The organism is Litorilinea aerophila (assembly GCF_006569185.2).
GTDB classification, from domain to species: Bacteria; Chloroflexota; Anaerolineae; order Caldilineales; family Caldilineaceae; genus Litorilinea; species Litorilinea aerophila.
The window spans coordinates 1-25,168 of the sequence record NZ_VIGC02000010.1 but is presented as its reverse complement, the minus strand read 5'-3'; the positions used below and the strand labels follow the sequence as shown (position 1 = coordinate 25,168).

Genomic DNA, 25,168 nt, shown 5'->3' with positions numbered 1-25,168 from the left:
TCATGAACTCATCAACCCGTTTCACAGCATCCCAGCGGCCCGAGGTCCCCCCTGTGCGGGTCAACCCGCCGGAGGAGGAACAGGTGGCCCGGCTGGTGGCCCGGCTGCAGCAGATTCACCCGGTGGATCCGGCGACGATCCAGGTGGTGCGGGCGCCCCTGCGCATCTGCCCCCTGGGCGCGCACATCGACCACCAGTTGGGCATCGTCACCGGCATGACCATCGACCAGGCCATCCTGCTGGCCTTCGCGCCGGCAGCCGACGCCACTTTCCACGTGGAAAGCCTCAACTTCCCCGAAGCCGTCACCTTCCCGGCCGCCCAGGTGCCCCCCTATCGCCGGGGCGACTGGGGCAACTACCTGCGGGGGGCAGTGCTGGCCCTGCAACAGCGCTTCCGGCTGGACCGGGGATTTGTGGGCGTGGTGGGCGGCGCCATGCCCATCGGCGGCCTGAGCTCCTCGGCGGCGGTGACCATCGCCTACCTGCTGGCCCTGGAAGCCCTCAATGGCCTCCAGCTCTCTCCCGGCGATAACGTGGAGCTGGTCCGCTACACCGAGAACCGCTACATCGGCCTCAACAACGGCATCCTGGACCAGTCGGTGATCCTCTTCAGCCAGGAGCGCCACCTGACCCGCATCGATTGCCGGGATCTGGCCATCGACCGGGTGGCCACGCCCCTGCCGGTGGATGGGCCGACGCCCGCCTTCGAGATCCTGGCCGTCTACTCGGGCGTGACCCACGTGCTGGTGGGCACCGACTACAACAGCCGGGTGGCCGAGTGCCAGGAAGCCACCCGCCAGCTGTTGGGCTTTGTGGGCCAGGAGGCCGGGCCGGATCCCCGCCTGCGCCAGGTGGACCCGGCCATCTTCCACGCCGAGGGCCACCGGCTGTCCCCGCCGCTCCATCGCCGCGCGCTCCACTTCTTCGGCGAGATGGAACGGGTGGAGGCCGGCGTGGCCGCCTGGCAGGCCGGCGACCTGGCCCGCTTCGGCGAACTGATGAACCGGTCGGGCGAGAGCTCCATCCGCTACTACGAATGCGGCAGCCCCCAGCTCATCACCCTGTACGAAGTGTTGCGGGAGACGCCCGGCGTCTACGGCACCCGCTTCAGCGGCGCCGGCTTCCGGGGCAACTGCATCGCCCTGATCGACCCGGCCCGCCGGGAAGAGATCGCGGCGGCCATCCACGCCCGCTATCCCGCCGCCCACCCCGAGGAAGCGCCCCGCTATAGCATCCACTTCTGCCGGCCGGATGGCCACGCCCGGCTGCTGCAGGGGGTCGCTGAGCGTGGCCTGGGGAGGGCGTGAAATGCAGGCCGTGATCCTGGCAGCGGGCAAGGGCTCCCGCCTCCATCCCCTCACCCTGAACCGCAGCAAGGCCATGATCCCCATCCTGGGCAAGCCCATCGTGGAGCGGGTGCTGGAGACCCTGGTCCAAAACGGCATCGACGAGGTGGTCATGGTGGTGAGCCAGCACGACGGGGAGATCCAGCAGCACTTCCAGCACTACGCCCGGCCGAACGTCTCCATCCGCTTCGTGGTGCAGCCCGAGCGGCTGGGGATGGCCAACGCCCTGAGCCTGGCCGCACCCCACATCCGGGACACCTTCATCCTCTCGGCCTGCGACAACCTGACGCCGCCGGAGCACGTGGCCGAGCTGCTGGAGACCCACCGTCGGACCGGCGCCCTGGCCACCCTCAGCCTGATGGAGATCGACCGCTCCCTGGTCAGCCGCACCGGGGTGGTGGAATGGTGCGACGGCCAGGTGCGCCGCATCGTGGAAAAGCCCCGGCCCGAAGAGGCGCCCTCCAACATCTCCAGCCTGCCCCTCTACGTCTTCGCACCGGACCTGCTGGCCTACCTGCCCGAGGTGAAACCTTCCCCCCGGGGCGAGTACGAGCTGCAGGACGCCATCCAGATGCTCATCGAGCGCCAGGGACGGGTCACGGGGGTCTTCACCCGGGACCGCCTGCAGCTCACCAACGCGGCCGACCTGCTGGCCATCAACCGCCACTACCTGACCCACGGGGGCGACAGTCCCCAGCTCGCGCCCCAGAGCGTGGGCCGGCACACCCACCTGATCACCCCCCTGCGCATCGAGGAGGGCACGGTAATCGGCCCGGGCTGCGTCATCGGCCCCCGAGTCTACATCGAACGCAACTGCCGCATCGGCGCCGACGTCCTCATCAAGGATGCGGTCATCCTGCGAGACACGGTGATCGAAGACGGTCGCCAGATCGTGGGCGAAGTGGTGTCGTAGAGATCTTCTCTGGAGGAACCATGTCCCAGACCTATGCCCTGCACGAGATTGCCCGGCTGCCCCTGCCCGGGGACAATGTGGCCGTCGCCACCCAGCGGCTGGAAGCTGGCACCCGCATCCAGGATGGGGAGCGGACCCTGGTGCTGCCCCATACCGTGCTGGAAGGCCACCGGTTTGCCGTGCAGCCCATCGAGCCAGGCCAGCCTCTCCTTTCCTGGCAGCTGCCCTTTGGCATCGCCACCCGTCCCATTCAGCCGGGCGACTATATCTGCAACGAGAGCATCCTGGAGGCCCTGCGGGTGCGCGACGTGGATGTCCACCTGCCCGACGTGGGCAATTTCCAGGACCGCATCGTCCCCTTCGAGCTGGACGAAGCCACCTTCCAACCCGCCCCCCAGGTGCCCCCCTATCCGGAAACCCGCACCTTCCTGGGCTACCGTCGGGGTCCCGGGCGGGGCGTGGGCACCCGGAACTACATCGTCCTGCTGGGGACCAGCTCCCGCACTGGCAGCTTCGTGAAACAGCTGGAAGCCCGGGTAAAGCACCTGGCCGTGGACTACCCGAACATCGACGGCATCGTGGCCGTGGCCCACACCGAAGGCGGCACCGCGCCCGACGGCCGGGCGCCCAACAACCTGGAGCTGCTCCTGCGCACCCTGGCCGGCTTCATGGTGCATCCCAACGTGGGCGCGGTGTTGGCCGTGGACTTCGGCGTGGAGCCCGTGACCAACGAACGTCTGCGACACTTCATGGAGGCCCACGGCTACCCCCTGGACCAGGTGCCCCATCACTTCCTTTCCCTCACCGGCAGCTTCCAGGAAAACCTGGCCCGGGGCGAGGCCATCGTCGCCGGCTGGCTGGAGGAAGTCAACGCCGCGCGGCGCACGCCCGAATCCCTGGCCCACCTGAAGATCGCGCTCCAGTGTGGCGGCTCCGACGCCTTCTCCGGCATCTCGGGCAACCCCCTGGCCTCCTGGGTGGCCCGGGAGGTGATCCGCTACGGCGGCGCGGCCAACCTGGCCGAAACCGACGAGCTCATCGGCGCCGAACCCTACGTCCTGCAGAAGGTGCGGGATCTGGAGACGGCCCGCCGCTTCCTGGCCACGGTGGAACGCTTCCAGGCCCGGGCCGCCCGCCATGGCCACTCGGCCGAGGGCAACCCCTCCGGCGGCAACAAATTCCGGGGACTCTACAACATCGTCCTCAAGTCCATCGGCGCGGCCATGAAAAAACACCCGGACGTGCGCCTGGACGGCGTGCTGGAGTACGGTGAACCCATGCCCGGCCCGGGCTTCTACTTCATGGACAGCCCCGGCAACGATCTGGAGAGCATCGCCGGCCAGGTGGCCTCCGGCTGCAACCTGATCTTCTTCATCACCGGCAACGGCTCCATCACCAACTTCCCCTTCGTGCCCACCATCAAGATCGTCACCACCACCCGGCGCTACCAGCTCCTGAGCCGGGAGATGGACGTCAACGCCGGCGCCTACCTGGACGGCACACCCATGGACGAGCTGGGCGCCCAGACCCTGGAGCTCACCGTGGAGGTGGCGTCCGGCCGGCGGACGGTGGGCGAGCTGGCCGGCCATGCCCAGGTCCAGATCTGGCGGGACTGGCGGCTGGATGAGGGGAGCCGCCTGGAGGAGGTGCTCCAGCGCCAGCCCCCGGTCCAGGCTGGCCAGAGCCTGCCCATCCGCCCCCTGGCGCCCCGCCCTGCGGACGCCTCGGTGTCGAGCATCCGCTTCACCACCTACCGCCACCACGAGGTGCAAGCCATCGACCAGGTGGGCCTGATCCTGCCCACCAGCCTGTGTGCCGGGCAGGTGGCCCAGATGGCTGCGCAGCGGCTCAATCGCCGGGGGCTGGGGCGGGAGCATCACCTCTCCCGCTTTGTGGCCCTGGCCCACACGGAAGGGTGCGGCAACTCCGGCGGCACCTCCGAAGAGCTCTACGTGCGCACCATGCTGGGCTATCTGACCCATCCCATGGTCCGCCACTGCCTGTTGCTGGAGCACGGCTGCGAGAAGACCCACAATGACTACATGCGCCACCAGATGGAACGGATGGGCCTGGATCCGGCGCAGGTGGGCTGGGCCAGCATCCAGCTGGACGGCGGCATCGAGCGGGTGCTGGCAAAGGTGGAGGCGTGGTTTGCCCAGGCCATCCAGCAGGCGGGGGCGCCCACGGTGGGCGAAGCCGGCCTGGAGTCCCTGCGGTTGGGGCTGGCCAGCATGGGCCCGGTGCCAGAAGCGGTGGCCCAACAGCTGGCCCGGCTGACCCGCCTGGTGGTCCACGCCGGCGGTTCGGTGGTGGTCCCCCAGAACGCTGGCCTCCTCTCCCACCTGGCCTACCTGGAGGAGACCCTGGGCGATCACCCGCCCGTGCCCACCCTCTTCTACGGCCAGCCCATGGCGGTGCCGGGCTTCCACATCATGGAGACGCCCACCGAGCACTGGGTGGAGACCCTGACCGGCCTGGGGGCCACGGGCGTGGAGATCATGGTGGCCTACGTGGGGGAACACCCGGTGCAGACCCATCCCCTGGTACCGGTGTTGCAGGTGACTGCCGACCCGGCCGTGGCTACCCGCTTCCAGGAGGACCTGGATCTGGTGCTGGCCGGCGACAGTTCGTCCGCGATGGATGGCTGGCCCGGGGCGATCCTGACGCAGGTGGCGGCGGTGGCCGCAGGCCGCTACGCGCCCCGGCTCTACCGGCTGGGCAACGTGGACTTCCAGTTGACCCGGGGGCTGCTGGGGATTTCGCTGTAGTGGGGCGGTGCCGGGCTGAACCATGAGTCCTGATCGTTCCACCCGCTTGCCGGCCCAAGCCGAAAACCCCATCGCACCGGTGCGTTTCCTTTGGCGGGCCTGGCTGCCAGCCCTGCTGGGTGTGCTGGTGGCGGCCGTCGTCTTTGCGACCCTGGCGGGGGATGTCTGGGTCCAGGAAGTGTTTCCCTGGGATGCGCCCCTGATGCTGGCGGTACACCGACACAGCGCTCCCTGGCTGGACCTGGTGATGCTGGGCGTCACCCAACTGGGGACCTATGGCGCTGCGGCTGGGGCGCTGGGGGTGTCCTTCTCCCTCTGGCGCCGCCGCGCCTGGTGGCGCTTTTGGGCTTTGTGGACCAGCTTTGGCGGCGGCGTCCTTCTCAACACAGCCTTGAAACTCCTCTTTGCTCGTCCTCGCCCGGAAGTCTTTCCCCCTTTGACCCTGGAGCGGAGCTACAGCTTCCCCAGCGGCCACACCCTTGCCGCCACGACGTTTTACGGCTTCATCGGGTTGCTGCTGTGGGAACGGGGTCATCGTCTGTCCGCGCTGTTGGTCATGCTGGCCATCCCGCTGGTCGCGTTCAGCCGTATCTACCTGGGGGTTCACTACCCCAGCGATGTGCTGGGCGCCCTTGGCCTGGGGATCGTCTGGCTGACGGCGGTCTGGTTTCTCTATCGCTGGCGCCAATCGACGCCGGGGGCGGGGAGACGGGGGCAGAATGGCGGGGGGAGACCGACCGATGTGGGCAGGAATGGGACGAGTTAGAAGGCGGATGGGATGCGGGCCCTGACAGGTGAAGGGTGATGGAAGACGTCCCCAGTGGAGGAAAATGCCTGCACTGGGGGCGGCGCGCAGGCCGTTTACCTCGGCGCGGCGCTGTGTTATACTGCAGCCATCACGTTCTACCGATTGCCTGCTCAAGAGGCATCGTAGACCACGTTTCCAACATGACCGCCGGCCCGGTATGGAAACCGGATCTGCAAAGCCCCAACCTTCACGTTTCTGTGGTGCTATGACGATGCGCCTCCTGTGCAGATGGGCCACGCCCCTTTGAGGAGAAACTGCCATGTCTGTTCCACCCATTGACTACAGGCGCTATATTGACCTGATCCGCCGCCTGGATGGAACCCAGCGGGCCATCCTGGAGAGCCTGCGGGATCGAGGCCCTGGCCTGGCCATGGACATTGCGGTGCGGGTGCTGCTCTTCCCCGACGAGATCGCCGCCCCCCTGCATACCCTCCAGGAGCTGGGGCTGGTCCAGGCCCGCCCTTTCACCGGCAGCAGCCTGGGTGCCGAGATCTATTCCTTGACCCGAGAGGGTGAGCAAGTGGTGCGCCTGCTGCGGGACCCCGAGTTCATGGAGCAACTGCGGGAGCCGGCGGAAGAGGTAGCCCCTGCCCGCTCCGCAGCACCGCCATTCGACCCACGCCAGGCCGAGATCGACCTGCTGCGACGGCTGGGCGACCTGGCCGCCAAACGGGGAGACGATGCCTCAGCCGAAGAATATTACAAGAAGGCCCTGGATCTGACCCGCAGCCTGACCGGCTCGTCCTAAAGCAGTCACCCCGCTTCAACGTCTGTGCCGTGCTCCCCGACAGGAAGGTTTCCCATGATCGAGCTCTGGAATGCGCTACTGGCCGGCCTCATCGGTGCCGTGTGGGGGCTGGGCGAACTGGTGGGTATGTTCAAGAACGAGACGTTGCGCTCTTTGCGCATGGCAGGCGCCTGGCTACTGCTAGGTGTCAACTTCCTGGCGGCCCTCCTCATCTACCTGCTGGTGGCTGCGCTGGTGCCGGCCGCCGCTACCTGGACCGCCGCCATTCTGGTGGGACTGGCCTGGCCCACGGTAATCCGCAACAGCGCCATCAAGCTGGCCCAGCCCCTGGACCCGGCCGAAGCCCAGCAGACTGCGGCAGTCCGCTTTGAAGAAATCTACAGCCGGGTCCAGGACCTGGCCATGCAGCTGATCAACGGCGAACTGGTGCGCCAGCGGCTGGAGCTGATCACCAGGGCGGCCACCCTCGACCTCTCCACCCTGGAGCGCCACGCCCGCATCGCCCGCATCGCCTCCGTGATACAGGATACCCACGGCATACCCGCAAGCGACTACATCGACCGTATCCTCAACGAAGAGAAGTGGAGTGAGGAGATCAAGAAGGCCTACCTGGCCGCCTTCATCATTAACAACTTTGGCCGAGATGTGCTTCAGGATGTGATGAAGGATATCACCGAGGGCAAGCGCAAAGAAGTAGCGCAATACAAAATTAAAAAGGACGGCAACAAGACCGACCCTGAACAGGAACCGGGTACTCAACGATAAGGATGGAACATGGACAGCTCCCCCCTCTCGATTCTGCTCCTCGTCAGCAGTCCCCATGAGGCACCGGTCAGCGTACAGGAGGACCTGGCCGCCCTGCACGATGCCGTTAGGGACCTCGACTACGATGTCGAATTCGTCACCTGTGTGGCAGAGCCCAACGCCGTCCAGCGTGTCCTCAACCGCCAGGACCGCCCGCCCTTTCGTGTGCTGCATTTCATCGGCCACGGTGCATCTGCCCATGAAAAGATGGGCGCACAGCTGGCCTTTGAAGATCGGCTGGGTAGCCTTCATCTGCTGGACGGTGCCAGATTAGCACCGGTGCTGAGCCCGACAGGTAGGCCGGAATTCGAGCTGGCCGTACTTTCGGCCTGTCACTCGGAACAAGTGGCCCAGGCCCTGATCAAACTGGGTGTGAAACACGTGGTCGCCATTGAAGCCGACGCCGCTGTCTACGAAATTGCCGCTGTCCGCTTTTATGAACACTTCTACCGGGCGCTCTTCACCGGCGCCAGCGTGGCCCAGGCGTTCCGGGCCGGCCGCAGCGCCGTATTGGCCGACGACCGGCTGGGAGAGAGCGCACAGACTGAAGCGGCCAAGTTTCGCCTCCTCCCCACAGAGGCAGACCACCATACCACCACCTTGAAAGCACCGCCAACCTCTTCGCCGGTGCGGATCCAGGAGTTGCCGGCCATTTCCTCCTCCCACTTCCAGCAACCGGCCGTCGGCTTCATTGGCCGCGCTACCGAAAAATTGGAGGTACTGCGCCGCCTGGACCGCCATCGGGCTGTGCTCATCAGGGGTGTGAGCGGCATTGGCAAGAGCGAACTGGCACGCGAAGTGGGCCGCTGGTTGGCTCAACGGGGGTGGATCGACCCCCAGCGAGCCTATTTTATCCCCGTGGACCAGGCCCGCAGCGCAGAGGAGGTGCGTGCCCTGCTGGCAGCAGCCCTTGGCATCCCGGCCGACCAACTGCCCGGGGATGAACGGCAGGCCAATGACCATCTTGCCAGCCTGATACCCCGGCGCAGCTTGCTGCTGGTGGATGAGGCGGAAAATGTCATCCAGTATGGCGGTCGTGGGGTGCGCGACCTGTTGGAGCGGCTCCTCCAGGCGCCCGGCCGTCCCTTTCTCCTCATCACGTCCCAGCGGGACATGGCCAGCCCTGGCATCCCGATTTACCCACTGCCGCGCATGGACGAGCAGGAAGCCATAGAACTTTTTGCCCGTTCCGCCCATTTGGACCCCGGCGCATGGCGGCGCCTGGACCGAGAACACCTGGCCGAGGTGCTCAACTTTGTCGACCGGGTGCCCCGGGCCATTGACCTGCTCGCCAAGGTCTGGCGCAGAGAAGGGGATCCGGACTTCACCAGGCTGCTGACCCAGTTGCATCAATACCAGGATCGCATCCTGCGCGATCCGGATTATCCCGATGAGGTCAAGAGCGTCACCCTGGGGGTGCAACTCGGCTACGTACGCCTGCGGGAGCGGAGCCTGGATGCCGCCCGCCTCTTCGCTGAGCTCCCGGCGGCGTAAGCGATAGGGTGGCATTATTCATCTGGGGCGAATCGGCACCTGCCCTGCTACGCATGGTGGAAGAGCAATCCCTGTTGGAGCGACCATTTCCGGATCTCTTCTACCTGCCGGCCCCCTTCCGCTCCTTTGCCCAACGCCAGCTGGAAGACGGCGTTGAGGGTGCCCGGGACCGACTGGGGCCGGTCGCGCTGGCCTGCTATCTCGACTTCGAAGAAGAACAACATCTGGGTTGGGTCCATGTACTGGACGATGCCCTGAGGAGTAGCGGTGAAGCCATGGGCTTGGCCGTGAAACGTTTCCTGGCCGAGTTGCCTAGCCTGGAAGCATGGGTGGCATGGGGGATCGAGCACGAAGCCTCCGACAGCGGCCGATTGCGGGCGCCACGGCTGGCGGCTGCGCTCCAAAACATTTACATAATGAGCGACCTGTTGCGCCGGCGCCGCGGGCTGCTGGCCACTGCGCTGACCGCAGCGCGCAAAGGCAAGGACCGCCTGGGCGAAGCCAACGTGCAAAAGGCCTTGGGCGACCTGGAACTGCGCCAGGACAACCTCCCCGCCGCTCGCCAACACTATCAGGCCGCCCTGGCCATCTACCCCCAAATCGGCGCCCGCCTGGGCGAAGCCAACGTGCACGCAGCACTGGCGCGTCTCGAGCTGTTGGAAGGCAATGGGGAAAAGGCATCGGCCTTGCTGGAGCGTGCCCTGCACTTCTATCAGGAGATCAACGATCGCTATAGTATGGCTGCGACGCTGGGGAATTTCGGCCTGACCCTACTGGGTCTGGGACATGCTCATGAGGCCAGCCCCCTCTTACACCAGGCTGCGGATCTCTTCGAGCAGATCGGCCTTCCGCACTACGCTGCCCAGCTTCGAAACGCAGCCGGTTTACCGTCCTCCCCGCACGAGCTGATTGTCCACCTAGAAAATGCTCTGGAGGAGCTTCGGCGCGCCGGGGAGATCCACCGGTTGGCCCAGGTCCTGGCTCTTCTGGTAGCATGGCGCCATGACCGGGAAGACTGGGCAGGGGTGGTCGAGGCTGCAGAGGAGCTGGTTGCCCTGGGTGCGAGCGATGGCTCCATCTGGGCCATGCTGGCCGATGCCCGTTCTCGTTTGGGTGATGAGATGGCTGCGGCCGAGGCCTACGCCCGGGCCGTAGAGCTGGACGGGCAGAACGCCATGCTGCGCCGCAACTATGTCAATACCCTCATTGCGCTGAATCGCCTGGAGGATGCCGCCGCCCAACTGGCCGTAGCCGCCCAACTGGAGCCAGACGCCCCCTATCTCCCCCTGCGCTACGCCGAGCTGGCCAAAGCCCGGGGCGACCGTCAGGAGGCGCGGCGCTGGGCCATGGAGGCCCTACGCCGCCAGCCGGGCTGGGACGAAGCCCAGGCTCTGCTGGACTGGGCAAACAGCCAGGCCGATAGCCCGGCATCGTTTCCGGGAGATTCTGGGCGTTAGACCACAGGAGTCAGTTATGAAACTAGGCCATACGACACCCATCCTGCGAATCTTCGACCTGGCAAAGGCGAAGGAATTTTACGTCGATTTCCTGGGTTTCACCATCGATTGGGAGCATCGATTCGGTGAGAACTTCCCCGTGTATCTGCAGGTCTCCCGGGATGATTGTGTGCTCCACCTCTCTGAACACCATGGGGACACCACGCCGGGCTCCCGGGTCATCATAGCCATCTCGGGGATCGAAGATTTCCACAGGGAGCTGAACGAGCGCGGCTACCGGTACCTGAAGCCTGCCATTGAGGATACGGAATGGGGAAGCCGGGTCATGACCCTCACCGATCCATTCGGCAATCGCCTGACGTTCTCACAATCCAAGGAGTGAGCTCAGCCCGCTCCTCATCCACCGGTTTCGTCATGGCGCATGCTCGCCACCGCTCACCGCCACCTTGACCACCGTCTCGTCACCCAGCCGGTAGGAGCCGTCCAGCGCAGCGAAGCCATCCCGAATCCGCTCCAGGGGCAGCACGTGGCTCACCATCTCGCCAAACGGAAACTCCTGGTTCTCCAGGATGGCCGCGCCCCGCACGAAGTGGTGATAGCGGCTCCCCCAGATCCCCTCCAGGCGCAGATTGGGCCGCAGGAAGTGGCGGTTGGGGTTCACGGCCACCGTGCCCACGTCCACAAAGTGGCCCACCTCCACGAAGGTGCCATCCTCGGCCACATACTCCAGCCCCTCTGGGAAGGCCGGCAGGAAGCCAGCACACTCGAAGACCACATTGGCCCCGGCCCCGCGCGGGGTGTGGCTCAGGACCAGCGCCTTGCGCTCGGCCACATCGGGCACCTCCTCGATGTCGATGGTCACGTGCGCGCCCAGCCGGCGGGCCAGGGCCAGGCGACCGGCCGGCCCGCCCACCACGATCAGCCGGGCCGCGCCGCTGATCTTGGCCGCCACCAGACACATGAGGCCAATGGCACCCGAACCCTGAATGATCACCGTGTCCCCAATCTGAACCCGGGCCCGCATGGCCGCGTGGACGCCCACCGCGAAGGGCTCAGCCAGCACCGCCACCTCCGGCGGCGCCTGGGTCTTGATGAAACAATTCTGCTGGTCCGACAGGTAGATGTAATCCGCAAAACCGCCGGTGAAGGGGTCGTCCAGCCCTCGAAATCCGTAGGCCACGCCGCTGTTGCGGGGGTGAAAGATCACCCGGTCGCCCTCCCGAATGGGGTTACCCAGGTAGTCGGTGGTGACGCCCGGGCCCAGGGCCTCCACGATACCCACCGCCTCGTGCCCCAGCAGGGTGGGCTGCTTCAGCCCCTTTTGCCAGTTATGTAAATCCGTGCCGCAGATCCCGGCCAGTTCCTGGCGCAGGAGCACCGTCCCCGGCGCGGGGTCCGGCACCGCCTCCTCCCGGATGACAAAGTCCTGGCCCAGGGTGACGACCATGCGTCCGATCCGTGTCATGGGAAGCCTCCTTGGATGTGGAGATGTGGGAAGAAAAGGTAGATTCGTTCCTGACCTTCGATTATTTTACCCCAGAGGGCAACGAAAGCACAGCCCCCTGCAAAAGCCGATCCTGCCACGACACTCCCGACGCGAACATACGGCTTTTACCCTGCCCATTTTTCCTTTTCCATGGCTCCGCTATAGAATCTCCCTTATAGAATCATCGAAACCACAACGACAGGTGCGTCCACTGGAGGAACCACAGGTTCTCCAGATGGACACAGATTTTGCCAGATTTCTCTGGGGAAATATTTGGCATCTGATGCGGAATGGGTACCCTGCCCAGAAAAAGGACGCAGATCACGCGGATGAACGCAGATTCAACCTTCTTTATCCCCCGCGGCGCCACAAATCTGCAGATGCCTACTCCCCGTCCAAATGGCCAAGGAGGAACTATCCCATGCCCCTACCACCGTTGACCGAAGCGCATGCCCGGCAGATCGCCGCCCAGCACTACGGGTTGCAGGTCCAGGCCCAACGCCTGCCCGGCGAGCTGGATGCCAATTTCCTCCTCAGCGCCGGAGAGGAGCGCTACATCCTCAAGGTGGGAAACGCCGACCACGACCCGGCCGAACTGGACTTCCAGAACCGCGCCCTGGCACACCTGACCGCCCTTCCCGGGGTGCCCCGGCTGATCCCCGCCCGCTCTGGGGAGGAGATGCCCATCGTCGAGCATGATGGGCAGCGCCATTTCATCCGCCTGCTCTCCTATCTGCCCGGCGAACCACTGGTACGCTGCCCGGACCGTTCGCCCGAGCTCCTGCGGGGGCTGGGCGCCTTCCTGGCCCGGCTGGACCAGGCCCTGGCCGACTTCCAACACCCGGCCATGGAGCGGGACATCCCCTGGAACCTGGCCCACGCCCACCGGGTTATCCGCCCCCGCCTCCACGCCATCCCAGACCCGGTGCGACGCCGGTGGGTGGAACGGGCCCTGGAGCGCTTTGAGCAGCAGGTGCGCCCCTACCTGCCCACCCTGCGGGCCCAGGTGATCCACAACGACGCCAACGACCACAACGTGCTGGTGGCCCAGGGGCAGGTGGTTGGCCTGCTGGACTTCGGCGACATGCTCCATGCGCCCCTGATCTGCGAGGTGGCCATCGCCGCCACCTACGCGCTCCTGGCCAGCCCGGAGCCGCTCCAGGCAGCCGCGCACCTGGTGGCCGGCTATCACCAGGTCATTCCCCTGACCACCACCGAGGTCGCCCTCCTCGACGGCCTGATCCGGGCCCGGCTGGCCGTCAGTGCCGCCCTCTCCGCCGAACGGGCCCTCATCGAGCCGGAAAACCCGTACCACCAGATCAGCGCGGGGCCCGTCTGGGCGGCCCTGGAACGGCTGGACCCTGTCCCGGCAGAAGTGGCCCACGGCGTCTTCCGCCAGGCCTGTGGCCTGCCCGCGTTTCCGTCCCTGGCTGCTGCGCCGGCCCAGCCTGGCCGGGATGAGCAGACCATCCTGGCCGCGCGGCGCCGATACCTGAACCCCACCCTCAGCGTCTCCTACCGCCGGCCGCTCCACATGGTCCGCGGGCAGGGCCAGTACCTGTACGATGCGGAAGGCCGGGCCTACCTGGACTGCGTGAACAACGTCTGCCACGTGGGCCACAGCCATCCGGCCGTGGTAGCCGCCCTGGCCCACCAGGCCGCCCTGCTCAACACCAACACCCGCTATCTCCACGAGCACATCATCACCCTGGCCGAACGGCTCACGGCCCACATGCCTGGGGACTTGTCCGTCTGGTTCTTCGTCAACTCGGGCAGCGAGGCCAACGACCTGGCCCTGCGCCTGGTGCGGGCCTACACCGGTCGCCAGGATATGCTGGTCCTGGCGGGTGCTTACCACGGCAACCTGAGCAGCCTGATCGACATTTCACCCTACAAGTTCGACGGGCCCGGCGGTGCCGGGGCGCCGCCCTGGGTGCACACCCTCTCCATGCCCTGCACCTACCGGGGGCGCTTCCGCCATGCAGAGGACCCCGTGGCCGCCTATGTGGAGGAAGCCGCCGGGATCATCCGCCAGGTGGAGGAGGCCGGTCGGGGCGTGGCGGCCTTCATCGCCGAGGCGCTCATGGGCACCGGCGGGCAGGTGGTCTTCCCGCCCGGCTATCTGGCGCAGATGTATGCCCTGGTGCGGGCGGCGGGCGGCCTGTGCATCGCCGACGAAGTCCAGATTGGCTTCGGACGGGTGGGAACCCACTTCTGGGGCTTTGAGACCCACGGCGTGGTGCCGGACATCGTCACCATGGGCAAGCCCATGGGCAACGGCCACCCCCTGGCCGCGGTGGTGACCACGCCGGAAATCGCGGCATCCTTCGTCACCGGCATGGAATACTTCAACACCTTCGGCGGCAACCCGGTCTCCTGTGCCGTGGGGCTGGCCGTGCTGGATGTCATCGAGGAGCAAAATCTACAGGAGCACGCCCGCCGGGTGGGGGAGCATCTCAAGGCCCGGCTGAAAACCCTGCAGGAACGCCATCCCCTCATCGGGGATGTGCGGGGCAGCGGCCTCTTCCTGGGCGTGGAACTGGTGCGGGATCGGGAGACGTTGGCGCCGGCCGCCGGGGAAGCCCAGGCCATCGTGGAAGCCATGCGGGAGCGGGGGATCCTGCTCAGCACCGATGGTCCGTTTCACAACGTGCTCAAGATTAAGCCGCCCCTGGTGTTCAACCAGGAGGATGCGGACCGGCTGGTGGAGGAGCTGGAAGGGGTGCTACAGGAGGTGGAACAACCGGCGTGAATCTCGGCCGGGCAGCGATAGGCCCGGCTGGATCACCGCCGGGATGAGCATGCAGGCCCGTCGGCAGGATCAGGCCAGCAGCACCTGGATTCCTTTCGCCTCGAACGCCTCCACGATCTCGGGGGGAACCTCCCGGTTGGTGACCAGGGTGTGGACGGCATCCAGGGGTGCGACGAAGGCGGTGGCCACCCGGCCGATCTTGGTGTGGTCCGCCACGAGGATGACCTGGCGGCCGATGCGCAGGATGGCCCGGTCCGTTTGGGTCTCTGCCAGGTAGTCGTTGGTCAGCCCTTCGTCCGGATCCACCGCCCGCATGCCCATGATCACCTTGTCGGCCCGCAGTTCGGTCAGGGCCTGTTCGGTGATGTGGCCGATGAAGGAGAGTTCGCTGCGCCGGAAACTGCCGCCCAGCGCAATGAGGGAAATGCCCCGGGCGTTGCTCAGCTCGTTGATGACCAGCAGCGAGTTGGTGATGACAGTGAGCTGCCGCCCCCGCAGATGCCGGGCCACCTCGTGGGCCGTGGTGCCGCTGCTCAGGAAGATGGTCTCCCCATCCGCCACCAGCTCCGCCGCCCGGCGCCCGATGCGCTGCTTGAACTCTGCCTGCTCCGCCGCGCGCTGCAGGACGGGCGGCTCGGGCGGCGCCTTGCGCACGGCCACCGCGCCGCCGTGGACCCGCTGGATCTCGCCCAATTCGGCCAGCGCGTCCAGGTCTCGCCGGGCCGTGGCTTCGCTCACCGAGAAGAGCTCGCAGATTTGGGCCACGGTGATCCGGCTCTGCTGGTTGATCAGGCGCCGCAGCGCATCCTGGCGTTCCACCAGGGAGAGGGAGGATTTGGCGTTGTTGGTAGATGCAACCATGAATTCGACCGACCTCAAATGATTTGGGCAGAAACGATAACCTATTATGAAATGGGCGGGCCCACCTGTCAATTTTGGTGATGCCAGGGATATCCGCCCAGATCGTCGGGTTCGCCCACCGGCCACCCCTGGAGGGGCGCTGCTTGCTGCGCCCGCCACGGACAGGGCGGTGTCCAGGGGCGCGCCTCTGGCCCCCTGTCCCTGCGAGCAAGGCCGAACGGCGGGATGGACCGCCACGGGGGCGGCTCCCTCACTTCATGCCCGTCAACGCAATCCCCTGCACCACCCAGCGCTGGGCCAGGAGGTAGACGACGATGATGGGCAGCACCACCAGGATGGACGCGGCCATGGTCAGGTCGTAGCGGGTGCCGTGCTGGGAGTTGTACCACGTCAACATGATGGGCAGGGTCCGCCGCTCGTGGGTGGTGATGACAATCAGAGGCCAGAGGTACGAATTCCATACCCCCATGAAATTGAGCACCCCCAGCGTGGCCAGGGCCGGCCCCACCTGGGGCAGCACGATACGCCAGTAGATGCCGAACTCGCCGGCGCCGTCGATGCGCGCGGCATCCAGCAGTTCGCCGGGCAGCCCCTCGATGAACTGCTTCATCAGGAAGATGCCGAAGGCATTGACGGCGCTGGGCACGATGAGCCCCCAGAGGGTGTCCACCAGCCCCAGCTTGACGATGAGGAGATAGGCCGGGATGATGGTGACCTGGAAGGGGATCATCATGCTGGCCAGGATGAAGCCGAAGAGGAGGTTCTTCCCCCGAAAACGGTATTTGGCGAAGACGTAGCCGGCCAGGGAGCTGGTAAACAACTGGATGGCCACATTGGTCACGGCCACGAAGGTGCTGTTGAAATAGAAACGGGCCAACGGCACCTTGGGGTCGGTGAAGATGGTGCGAAAGCTCTCCAGGGTCGGATGCTCAGGGAAAAAGGTGGGCGGCACCCGAATGATCTCCGAGGAGGTCTTCAGGGAGTTGAACACCATCCACAGGAAGGGAACCAGGGTGGCCATGCACCCCAGGATCAGGAAGAGATAGACCAGGGTCTTCCCGATCCAGCGAAATTGGACGGAGGCCACACGGCCCTGTGCCCGGGGCTTGGGAACGGTGATGCTGGCCATCTCAGTACTCCCACTGGGTGCGCAGGAGGCGCAGCTGGATCAGGGTCACGGCCATGATCAGAAAGAAGAGCACCAGGGACATGGCCGAGGCCCAGCCCATGCGCTGAAAGCGGAAGGCATTTTCGTAGATGTTCAAAACCATGGTCAACGTCTGATCCCGGGGGCCTCCACCGGTCATGATCTGGAAGATCTCGAAGACCTGGAAAGAGGAGATCATGGTCATGACACAGACAAAGAGCAGGGTCGGCCGCAGGAGGGGCAGGACGATGTGCCAGAAGACCTGGAGGGCATTGGCACCATCCACCCGGGCTGCCTCCTTCAGCGAGGCCGGGATACCCTGCAGGGCGGCGATGAAGATGATGAGGTTGTAGCCCATGTCCTGCCAGACATAGGCGAAAATGACAGCCCACATGGCGATGGGGATGCCCACCACCGTCAGGCGCGGGTCGGTCAGCCAGGCGATGGGCGTACCCCCCAGGGCCCGCAGGATGGTGTTGAAGAGCCCCTGGGTGGGATGGTAGAGAAAGCCCCACATGAGGGCCACCGCCACCGAGGCCGTGACCGTGGGCAGGAAATAGATGCCGCGAAAGACGCTCTTCAGGCGTGGGGCGACCGATTCAATCAGGGCGGCCAGGGGCAGGGTGATGGACAGGTTCACCGGCAGCACCACAAAGGCAAAGATCAGGGTGTTGATCACGCTGGTGCGGAATTGGGTGGCCTGTTTGGTCTCGGCGAACATGGCCTGAAAATTGGCCAGCCCCACAAAGGGATTGGCGCCGCCCAGGTCCAGGAAGCCACTGCCCTGTCGGGTGGCGCTGTAGTTGAAGAAACTCAGGATGATTCCCCAGGCCATGGGGAAGAGGGTAAACACCATCATGTACAGCATGATGGGGGTCAGGGTGGCTGCCACAAACCGATTCTGGTAGCGGCGCACGGCCCCTCTTCCACCCCTTCGCCCCAGATTCCACGTACCCATGCCGCATCTCCTCTGGATCTGCCAGGCCTATCTTTCGGTGCCCGCCCTGGGGAGACGCCGTGCCATGGCCGCGTCTCCCCAGGGCGCAGCCGTTACTGCTGCGTACTCAGGATTTGCTCGGCCATCTCGTCGGCTTCGTCGTCAATGGCCTGCACGGCCTCCTCCGCCGTCTCCACGCCCTGGAGGGCGGAGAGCACGTGGGGATAGATGATGTCGCCAAAGAGCTGATCCCGATCCAGCACCGGCCCCAGGAATTCGCCGCCGCCCAGGATGGGCAGCACCGCCTCGATCCAGGGCACCTTGTCCAGGATGGTCCGCTCCTCCACCGGCGCCTTCAGGGCAGGGATGGTGCCGGTCATCTTGTTCCAGGTCTCCGCGTTGTCCCGCTCCAGGGTCATGAAGCGGGCGAATTCCCAGGCCAGATCCGGGTGTTGGGTGTTGACCGAGACCACCTTGCCCCAGCCCGAGTCGGCGGCAAAGTGGTAGGTGTCGCCGAAGAGGGGTGGCACCCGCACATAGTCGAACTCCATGTCCGGGTAGTTGATCAGCCCTTCCGCCGCGGCCCAAGAGCCCACGAAGCCGATGGCCACCTGGCCGTTGAAGAAGGCGTCCCCCACCCAGTTGGATTCCCCGTTGAAGAGGACCGGGTCGATCACCCCCCGGTCCTGCACCACGTTGACCATCCAGCGGACGGTATCCAGCGCTTCCGGGCTGTCCAGGTTGAAGTAGTCGCCGGGCGTTTCCGGCCCGTTGATATACTGCCCGCCCTGCTCCAGGATCCCCTCAAAGAGGAGGAAGGGGATGCCATCGCCTGTGACAAAGTGGAAGCCGGCCTGGGTCATCTGGCCGTTCTCCACCTTGGTCAGCGCCACGGCATCCGCGATCAGGTCGTCCATGGTCTGCCACTGGGGCGGATAGGGCAGCCCGGCTTCTTCGAACAACTTGGGGTTGACCAGGGCCCCGCCCACTTCCAGATTGAACTCGTTGGGCAGGCCATACAGATTGCCGTTGCAGGTATATCCGCCCAGGGGCGCTTCGTACATCAGGTCGCGCAGTTCCGCGGCCGCCACGATGTCCTCCGGGAGCTGGGCCAGGCGCCCTCCGTTGGCGTAGGTACAGACCCAGGTGCCGAACATTTCGATGACGTCGGCCTCGGTGCCGGCCGGCATGGAGGTCTGCAGGGTCTGGATGAAGACATCGTAGGGGAACTGTTCATAGACGATGTCCACGTCCGGGTGGGCTTCCTCGAAGAGCTGGATCAGGGTCTCGTTGGCGGCAATGAAGGCCGGGTTCTGGTGGGACCAGAAGCGCAGGGTGATCTTCTCGGTACCGCTGCTCGGGGCCTCGGACCCGGCCGTTTCACCGCCACCGGTCGGGGCTGCCGGCGTGGCGCCGCCGGCACAGGCGCCGAGCAGCCAGCTCAGGATCACCAGGGTGGAAAGCCAGAATCGAAGTCGCATATGCCTTTCTCCTTCAGGGCTACAGAGGAATGGATGAGGACCGTTGCCGGATCTGTCCAAAGCGGTGGCGAAATCCCGGTCCTTTCTCGGCCAGATCGATGAATCAGACAGGAAAAACGAACGTTTTCTGCAGGATTTTGCAGGTTTTCGAGGAAAATTTGACGGATTACTCTGCCAATATAGCGCCTTTATGATGGATTGTCAACGCCCAATTTTTGGGTTTTACCCATCTTCCCCCTTGTCATAGACGGGCCGATGGGGTATAGTATCCCCAGAAAAGCTCCCCGGTATCGGCCCACCGTTTCACCAGGATCCCTCTGCCGTGGACAGGCTACCACCCACCTTCCCCCGGCAACCCACACCCCTGGTCGGTCGCCACCAGGAACTGGATGAGCTGGAGGCCCGGCTGGCCGAGCCAGGCTGCCGTCTCCTCACCCTGGTCGGGCCCGGCGGCATCGGCAAGACCCGGCTGGCCCTGGAGGCCGCCCGGCGGGTCGCGCCCCGCTTCGCCCAGGGGCTCGCCTTTGTGGCAGCCCAGTCCATCCAGACGCCCCAGGCCCTGGGCCATGCCCTGGTGGATGCCCTGGGCCTGCCGCCCACCAGCCACCACGATACCCCCTGGCAACAACTCCAGGAATACCTGCAACACCGACAGATGCTCCTGGTGCTGGACAACATGGAACACCTGGCGGAGAGCGGCCCCGCGCTCCTGGACCTCCTCCGCCATGCCCCTCGCCTCCAGCTCCTGGTAACGGCCCGGGAGCCGCTCCACAGCCAGGCAGAATGGCGGTTCCCGGTCCACGGGCTGGACTACCCACCCCACGACCACACCCCCCGCCCAGAAACCTTCAGCGCGGTGCAGCTCTTTGTAGAGCGGGCCCGGCGCATGCGCTGGGACTTCTCCCTGGCGCGGGAAGGGGCCGACGTGGTGCGCATCTGTCGCCTGCTGGAGGGCAACCCCCTGGCCCTGGAGCTGGCCGCCGGCTGGACCCACATGCTCCCCTGCGCCGCCATCCTGGCGGAAATCCAGCGCAGCCTCCACTTCCTCAGCACCACCCGGCAGGAGCTGCCGCCCCGACACCGCAGCATGCAGGCCCTCTTCGACCAGAGCTGGCGCCACCTCTCCCCCCATCTCCAGGCCGTCCTGGCCCGCCTCTCGGTCTTTCCCGCCTCCTTCGACTTCCAGGCAGCCCAACAGGTGGCCCACGCCACGCCCCAACACCTGGCCGCGCTGGTGGACAAGTCCCTACTGGCCGCCGATGGCCAGGGCCGGTGCCAGCTCCACCTGCTGGTGCAACAGTACGCAGCCGAAAAACTGGCAGCCCAGCCCCACGCGGTGCGGGAAGCCCAGACCGCCCACGCCCGCTTCTACTGCCAGCTCCTGGCCAACCACGCGGCGGCCATGCGGGGTGGCGATCAGCCCGGCGCTACCCGGGCCATCGCGGCTGAGCGGGAGAACGTGCGCCACGCCTGGCGATGGGCCGCTGCCCAGGCCGACGTGGACGTCCTGGATCAGGCCGCGGTGGCCCTCTCCCTGTTCTGCCAGTTCCAGGGCCGCTACCAGGAAGGCGCTGAAGCCTTCGGCCAGGCGATCCAGGCCCTGGACAACGGGCCGCCTTCCTCCCAGGCGACCCGCCTGCTGGCGGAGCTCCTGACCCACCAGGGCTGGCTCCTGATCCGCCTGGGCCGGCTGGCCGATGCCCAGGCCGCACTCACCCGCAGCCGGACCCTGCTGGAGGACCTGGACGCAGACCTCATCCGGAACAGACAGGCGGATCCCCTCCCGGCCCTGGGTGTCCTGGCCCTGGTCCAGGGCAAGTACGGCGAGGCCCGCCTGCTGGGCCTCCAGGCCCGCGCCGATAGCGCAGCCCGCCAGGATACGGGGAACCTGATGTTTGCCTGGTATGTGTTATGCAACGCCGCCCTGGGGCAGGGCGATCTGGTCACCGCCCGGCGCTGTGCCCAGGAAGCCTTCGCCATCGCCAGCCAGACGGGCAACCAGTGGTTCCTGGCCTACTGCCACAACGACCTGGGTCAGATCGCCCAGGCCACAGGCGATCTGGCCGGTGCCCGGCAGCACTTCCAGGCCGGCTATGCCCTCCGCCAACGGTTCAACGACCCGCAAGGCATGGCCGTGGCCCTCACGCACCTGGGCCAGCTGGCCCTGCAAAGCGGGGACGTGGCCGAAGCCCGGCGCTGCTATCACCAAAGCCTGGAGCTGTACCAGGGCCTGGGCGACCGGGGCGGGCTGGCCACGGCGCTGGCCGGGCTGGGGCAGGTGTCCGTGGTGGCCGGCGACCATCCGGATGCCGCCCGGCTGCTTCACCAGGCCCTCCAGGAAGCCACAGCCCTGGCATCTACGCCCCTGATGCTGGCCGTTCTGCTGGTGGTGGGCCAGTTCCAGCTCCAGACCGGCCAGCCCCGCCAGGGCAGGCACCTGATAGCCTGGGCAGCCCACCACCCCCAAAGCCCCCTCTCCACCCGGGCAGCCGCGGCGGCGCTGGTGGGCAAGGACCCGCCTCCGGCCGAAGCGGTGGCGGGGAAGCCGCCGACCTCGCTGGTCCACACGGCGCTGGCCGATCTGGCCGCGGCGACCCACCCCCCGGCGCCAACACCGACCGCCCCCCTGGAAGCCCTCACCCCCCGGGAGCTGGAAGTCCTGCGGCTGATGGCCGGCGGCTGTACCAACGCTGAAATTGCCGCCCGCCTGGGCATCTCGCTGGGCACCGTCAAGGCCCACACCCACCACATCTACGGCAAGCTGGACGTCCGCAGCCGCACCGAGGCGGTGATGCAGGCCCGCAATCGCCATCTCATTTGAACCATAAACCCTCCCCATAAACCTTTGCTAGACGACAGCGGCGGCCCCATGGGCCATACTGGTGACACCCGGTCGATGGCAGGCGGGTGAAGCCGGCCAGGTCTACCCCACGCTGTCACCGGATCAGCCTCTGGTTCGGCCCATGCAAAGGAAAGGAGAATTGGCATGCGTACCCTGACGTTGACTGGCCTCTCGGGCGAAAGCCGCCTGGTACCTGCCGCCGCGGTGGATGCCCTGGCGGCCAACCTGTCCGGCCCACTCTTGCGGCCGGACATGGACGGATACGAGGAGGCCCGGCAGATCTGGAACGGCATCTTCGACCGGCACCCCGGCCTGATCGCCCGCTGCACCACCACCGAGGATGTGGTCCACGGGGTGAACTTTGCCCGGGAACATGGCGTGCTGCTGGCCGTCAAGGGCGGCGGCCACAATTCCGCCGGCAACGGCTCCTGCGACGGCGGCCTCATGATCGACCTCTCGCCCATGAACCGGGTTCAGGTGGATCCCCAGGCCCGGACGGCCCAGGTGGAGGGCGGCGCGCTGCTGGCCCACATGGACCAGGAAACCCAACGCCACGGGCTGGCCGTCTCCGGGGGCGGCATCATCTCCCACACGGGGGTGGGTGGCCTGGCCCTGGGCGGCGGCTTCGGCTGGATCAGCCGGAAGCACGGGCTGGCCGTGGACAATCTGCTGGCCGCCCAGGTGGTGACGGCCGACGGGCAGGTCCGCCACGCCAGCCCGGACGGACACCCGGATCTCTTCTGGGCCCTGCGGGGCGGCGGCGGCAACTTCGGCGTGGTCACCCGCTTCACCTTCCGCTGTGTCCCCCTGGGGCCGGAGGTCTACTCGGGCCTGATGGTGAAGCGCTTCGAGGACGCCGGCAACTACATGCGCTTCCACCGGGACTATGTGCGCACCCTGCCGGACGAGATGACCGCCTGGATGGTGATCCGCCATGCGCCGCCCCTGCCCTTCCTGCCGCCCGAGGTCCACGGCCAGCGGGTGCTGGTGGTGCCCTTCGTCTGGCTGGGAGCCGAGGCCGAAGGCGCCCGGCTGATCGAGCCCATGCGCCAGGCCACCCCCTCCCTGGGCGAAGCCGTGGGCATGAACCGCTGGGTGGAGTGGCAGTCCGGCTTCGATGGCCTGGTCGGCCACGGCGCCCGCAACTATTGGAAGTCCCACCATCTGGCCGAGCTCTCCGACCCTTGCATTCAGGAAATCCTGCGCTATGGGGCCCAGTTGCCCAGCGACGAATGCGAAATCTTCATTCCCCACATGGAAGGTGCACCGGCCCGGGTGCCGGAGGAGGCCACGGCCTATGCCCATCGCCGCACGCCCTTTGTCCTGAACATCCACACCCGCTGGCAGCGGCCGGAAGAGGACGAACGCTGTCTGGCCTGGGTGCAGGCCTTCCACCAGGCCACCCGCCCCTTTGCCCGGGGCGTCTACGTCAATTTCCTGAGCGACGAAGGGGCCAACCGGGTGCGGGATGCCTACACGCCCCCGGTGTGGGAGCGGCTGGTCCAGGTCAAACGGCGCTACGATCCCCAGAATCTGTTCCGTCTGAACCAGAATATTGCACCTTGACCGGAAAGGAGAGCCCTCATGTCCACCTTTACCCTGGCCGTCGTGCAGGCGGCCCCGGTGTTCCTGGATCGCAGCGCCACGGTGGCCAGAGCCTGCGACCTGATCGCGGAAGCGGCCCGCCAGGGCGCCCGGATGGTCCTTTTCCCAGAGGCTTTCATCCCCGCCTACCCCGACTGGGTCTGGGCCGTACCGCCGGGCGAAGGGGGGCTGTTGGGCGAGCTCTACGCCCACCTCCTGGCCCAATCGGTCACCATCCCCGGGCCGGCGGTGGGGCAGATCTGCCAGGCAGCCCGCCACGCCGGCGTCTACGTGGCCATCGGGGTCAACGAACGCAACCAGGACGCCAGCAACAGCAGCCTCTACAACACCCTGCTCTACATCGACGCCCAGGGGGAGATCCTGGGCCGACACCGCAAGCTGGTCCCCACCGGCCCGGAGCGCATGGTCTGGACGCCCGGGGACGGCAGCACCCTGGCGGCCTACGACACGCCCTTCGCCCGGGTCAGCGGCCTTATCTGCTGGGAGAACTACATGCCCCTGGCCCGCTACTGCCTCTACGCCTGGGGCGTCCAGCTCTACCTGGCCCCTACCTGGGACCGGGGGGAGCCCTGGCTTTCCAGCCTGCGTCACATTGCCCGGGAGGGAGGCGTCTACGTGGCGGGCTGTTCCATCGCCCTGCGCCGGGAGGACATCCCGGACGACCTCGCCTTCAAGCGCCACTATGGGGAGGAGATGCCCGAATGGATCAACGGCGGGGACAGCGCCATCGTCGATCCCTTCGGCCGGGTCATCGCCGGCCCCCTCCACAACGAGCAGGGCATCCTGTACGGCGAAATCCAGCCCGAGCGAGTCCAGCGGGCCCGCTGGCATCTGGACGTGGCCGGCCACTACGCCCGGCCCGACGTCTTCCAGCTCACCCTGGACACCGCGCCCCACCCCCTGCTCCGCCATCGCGCGCCGGGCCGGGACACAGAGGAGCCGGCCGCCGCGCCCGTGGCCATCCAGCCCCAGCTCGATGCCAATGCCGCCTCAGTCCCGGATTGATACCGCTGACTCCCCTGCTACCGCTGACTCCCCTGCAAAAGGGCATTTTTGAACGCAAAGGCGCCAAGGTGCAAAGGCGCCAAGAAACGCAGGAGAGAATCGCCCGAATCAGCGTTCATCTGCGTGGGTCAGCGTCCTCATTTGACCTTTGTGCAGTAGAGCCGTACCGATTGTTTGACGAAGTGACGTTCATGATTCCGTAGGTCCGGTTTCCATACGTGACCGCTTGTCCGGTATGGAAACCGGACCTACGATGTCTCCTGGTCAGACAATCGGCAGGGCGTGAACGGCTGCACCGGCCTCCCAGGGTGGCCACCCCTCCCCGGCAAGTTCCCATGCGACAAAATGCGACAAATGCCACTTCCCTTTCATCGGGAAATGATTTACAATGATTTTGTTCTGCGATGACTCTGCCCCCATCCCCCTAACCCCCTTCCCCCGGCGGGGGAGAAGGGCTGGGGGTGAGGGGGGGATGGTTACTTTAGCGCTATCTGTGGAATCTGTGGTTCAAAAATTCAAAAATACTGTAATAGTCAACGACACTCTGGACATTGACAACTGACTACATGAGCCAAATACGCTTGGCAAACTCATTGGGCGACAAGCCAGGGATGGCCAAGCCCTGATGTGGGCGGTCGTTGTACTCATCCAGGAATTGCTGCAGGAGCGGGGCCAGTTCTTCATCCTCTCGCCACGCTTTGTCCTGCAGCCACT

18 protein-coding genes are annotated in these 25,168 nt (G+C 66.2%); 13 read left to right on the top strand and 5 right to left on the bottom strand.

All coding sequences use genetic code 11. The annotated features are described in order from the left end of the window. The first annotated feature begins 2 nt into the window (after positions 1-2). From FKZ61_RS09340 to FKZ61_RS09300, 9 genes are all read left to right on the top strand, one after another. Positions 3-1,307, top strand: a complete 1,305-nt coding sequence (locus FKZ61_RS09340) for a GHMP family kinase ATP-binding protein (protein WP_170199496.1) — start codon at positions 3-5, stop codon at positions 1,305-1,307. Between the two features lies 1 nt (position 1,308). Next, positions 1,309-2,259, top strand: a complete 951-nt coding sequence (locus tag FKZ61_RS09335; protein WP_170199494.1) for a sugar phosphate nucleotidyltransferase — start codon at positions 1,309-1,311, stop codon at positions 2,257-2,259. A 20-nt stretch (positions 2,260-2,279) separates the two neighbouring features. Continuing rightward, complete coding sequence (locus FKZ61_RS09330) at positions 2,280-5,027, top strand: UxaA family hydrolase (protein ID WP_141609843.1); 2,748 nt, start codon at positions 2,280-2,282, stop codon at positions 5,025-5,027. 22 nt (positions 5,028-5,049) lie between these two features. After that, positions 5,050-5,793, top strand: a complete 744-nt coding sequence (locus FKZ61_RS09325; protein ID WP_141609841.1) for a phosphatase PAP2 family protein — start codon at positions 5,050-5,052, stop codon at positions 5,791-5,793. Positions 5,794-6,094: 301 nt separating this feature from the next. After that, on the top strand, positions 6,095-6,583 hold the full coding sequence (locus FKZ61_RS09320) for a tetratricopeptide repeat protein (protein WP_141609840.1): 489 nt from the start codon (positions 6,095-6,097) through the stop codon (positions 6,581-6,583). Positions 6,584-6,637: 54 nt separating this feature from the next. Next, positions 6,638-7,348, top strand: a complete 711-nt coding sequence (locus tag FKZ61_RS09315) for a hypothetical protein (RefSeq protein WP_141609839.1) — start codon at positions 6,638-6,640, stop codon at positions 7,346-7,348. Positions 7,349-7,357: 9 nt separating this feature from the next. Continuing rightward, on the top strand, positions 7,358-8,881 hold the full coding sequence (locus FKZ61_RS09310; protein ID WP_141609838.1) for a CHAT domain-containing protein: 1,524 nt from the start codon (positions 7,358-7,360) through the stop codon (positions 8,879-8,881). A gap of 8 nt (positions 8,882-8,889) precedes the next feature. Further along, a complete protein-coding gene (locus FKZ61_RS09305; protein ID WP_141609836.1) occupies positions 8,890-10,338 on the top strand; it encodes a tetratricopeptide repeat protein in 1,449 nt (482 codons plus the stop codon). A 16-nt stretch (positions 10,339-10,354) separates the two neighbouring features. Then, a complete protein-coding gene (locus FKZ61_RS09300) occupies positions 10,355-10,720 on the top strand; it encodes a glyoxalase superfamily protein (RefSeq protein WP_141609835.1) in 366 nt (121 codons plus the stop codon). Positions 10,721-10,750: 30 nt separating this feature from the next. Here the strand turns inward: FKZ61_RS09300 and FKZ61_RS09295 are convergent, their stop codons facing one another. After that, positions 10,751-11,803, bottom strand: coding sequence for a zinc-binding dehydrogenase (locus FKZ61_RS09295; RefSeq protein ID WP_141609834.1), 1,053 nt, complete (start codon positions 11,801-11,803; stop codon positions 10,751-10,753). 442 nt (positions 11,804-12,245) lie between these two features. Between FKZ61_RS09295 and FKZ61_RS09290 the strand changes: the two genes are divergently transcribed. Beyond that, on the top strand, positions 12,246-14,576 hold the full coding sequence (locus FKZ61_RS09290) for an aminotransferase class III-fold pyridoxal phosphate-dependent enzyme (protein ID WP_170199492.1): 2,331 nt from the start codon (positions 12,246-12,248) through the stop codon (positions 14,574-14,576). A 69-nt stretch (positions 14,577-14,645) separates the two neighbouring features. Here the strand turns inward: FKZ61_RS09290 and FKZ61_RS09285 are convergent, their stop codons facing one another. From FKZ61_RS09285 to FKZ61_RS09270, 4 genes are all read right to left on the bottom strand, one after another. Beyond that, the gene (locus tag FKZ61_RS09285) at positions 14,646-15,437 is read right to left on the bottom strand and encodes a DeoR/GlpR family DNA-binding transcription regulator (RefSeq protein ID WP_141609830.1); all 792 of its coding nucleotides are present in this window, start codon (positions 15,435-15,437) and stop codon (positions 14,646-14,648) included. A 250-nt stretch (positions 15,438-15,687) separates the two neighbouring features. Further along, a complete protein-coding gene (locus FKZ61_RS09280; protein ID WP_141609828.1) occupies positions 15,688-16,566 on the bottom strand; it encodes a carbohydrate ABC transporter permease in 879 nt (292 codons plus the stop codon). A gap of 1 nt (position 16,567) precedes the next feature. After that, on the bottom strand, positions 16,568-17,542 hold the full coding sequence (locus FKZ61_RS09275; protein WP_141609827.1) for a carbohydrate ABC transporter permease: 975 nt from the start codon (positions 17,540-17,542) through the stop codon (positions 16,568-16,570). Between the two features lie 92 nt (positions 17,543-17,634). Continuing rightward, positions 17,635-19,002 carry an extracellular solute-binding protein gene (locus FKZ61_RS09270; RefSeq protein WP_141609826.1) on the bottom strand — a complete coding sequence of 456 codons (1,368 nt, stop codon included), beginning with the start codon at positions 19,000-19,002 and terminating at the stop codon, positions 17,635-17,637. Positions 19,003-19,324: 322 nt separating this feature from the next. Here FKZ61_RS09270 and FKZ61_RS09265 point away from each other — a divergent pair, with 322 nt between their 5' ends. The 3 genes from FKZ61_RS09265 (at position 19,325) to FKZ61_RS09255 (ending at position 24,454) form a co-directional block, all read left to right on the top strand. Next, positions 19,325-21,823 (top strand): tetratricopeptide repeat protein, encoded by a 2,499-nt coding sequence (locus FKZ61_RS09265; protein ID WP_141609825.1) that lies wholly within the window; start codon positions 19,325-19,327, stop codon positions 21,821-21,823. 165 nt (positions 21,824-21,988) lie between these two features. Next, positions 21,989-23,410, top strand: a complete 1,422-nt coding sequence (locus FKZ61_RS09260; RefSeq protein ID WP_141609823.1) for an FAD-binding oxidoreductase — start codon at positions 21,989-21,991, stop codon at positions 23,408-23,410. Between the two features lie 18 nt (positions 23,411-23,428). Further along, the gene (locus tag FKZ61_RS09255; RefSeq protein WP_141609822.1) at positions 23,429-24,454 is read left to right on the top strand and encodes a carbon-nitrogen hydrolase family protein; all 1,026 of its coding nucleotides are present in this window, start codon (positions 23,429-23,431) and stop codon (positions 24,452-24,454) included. Positions 24,455-25,168: the final 714 nt, after the last annotated feature.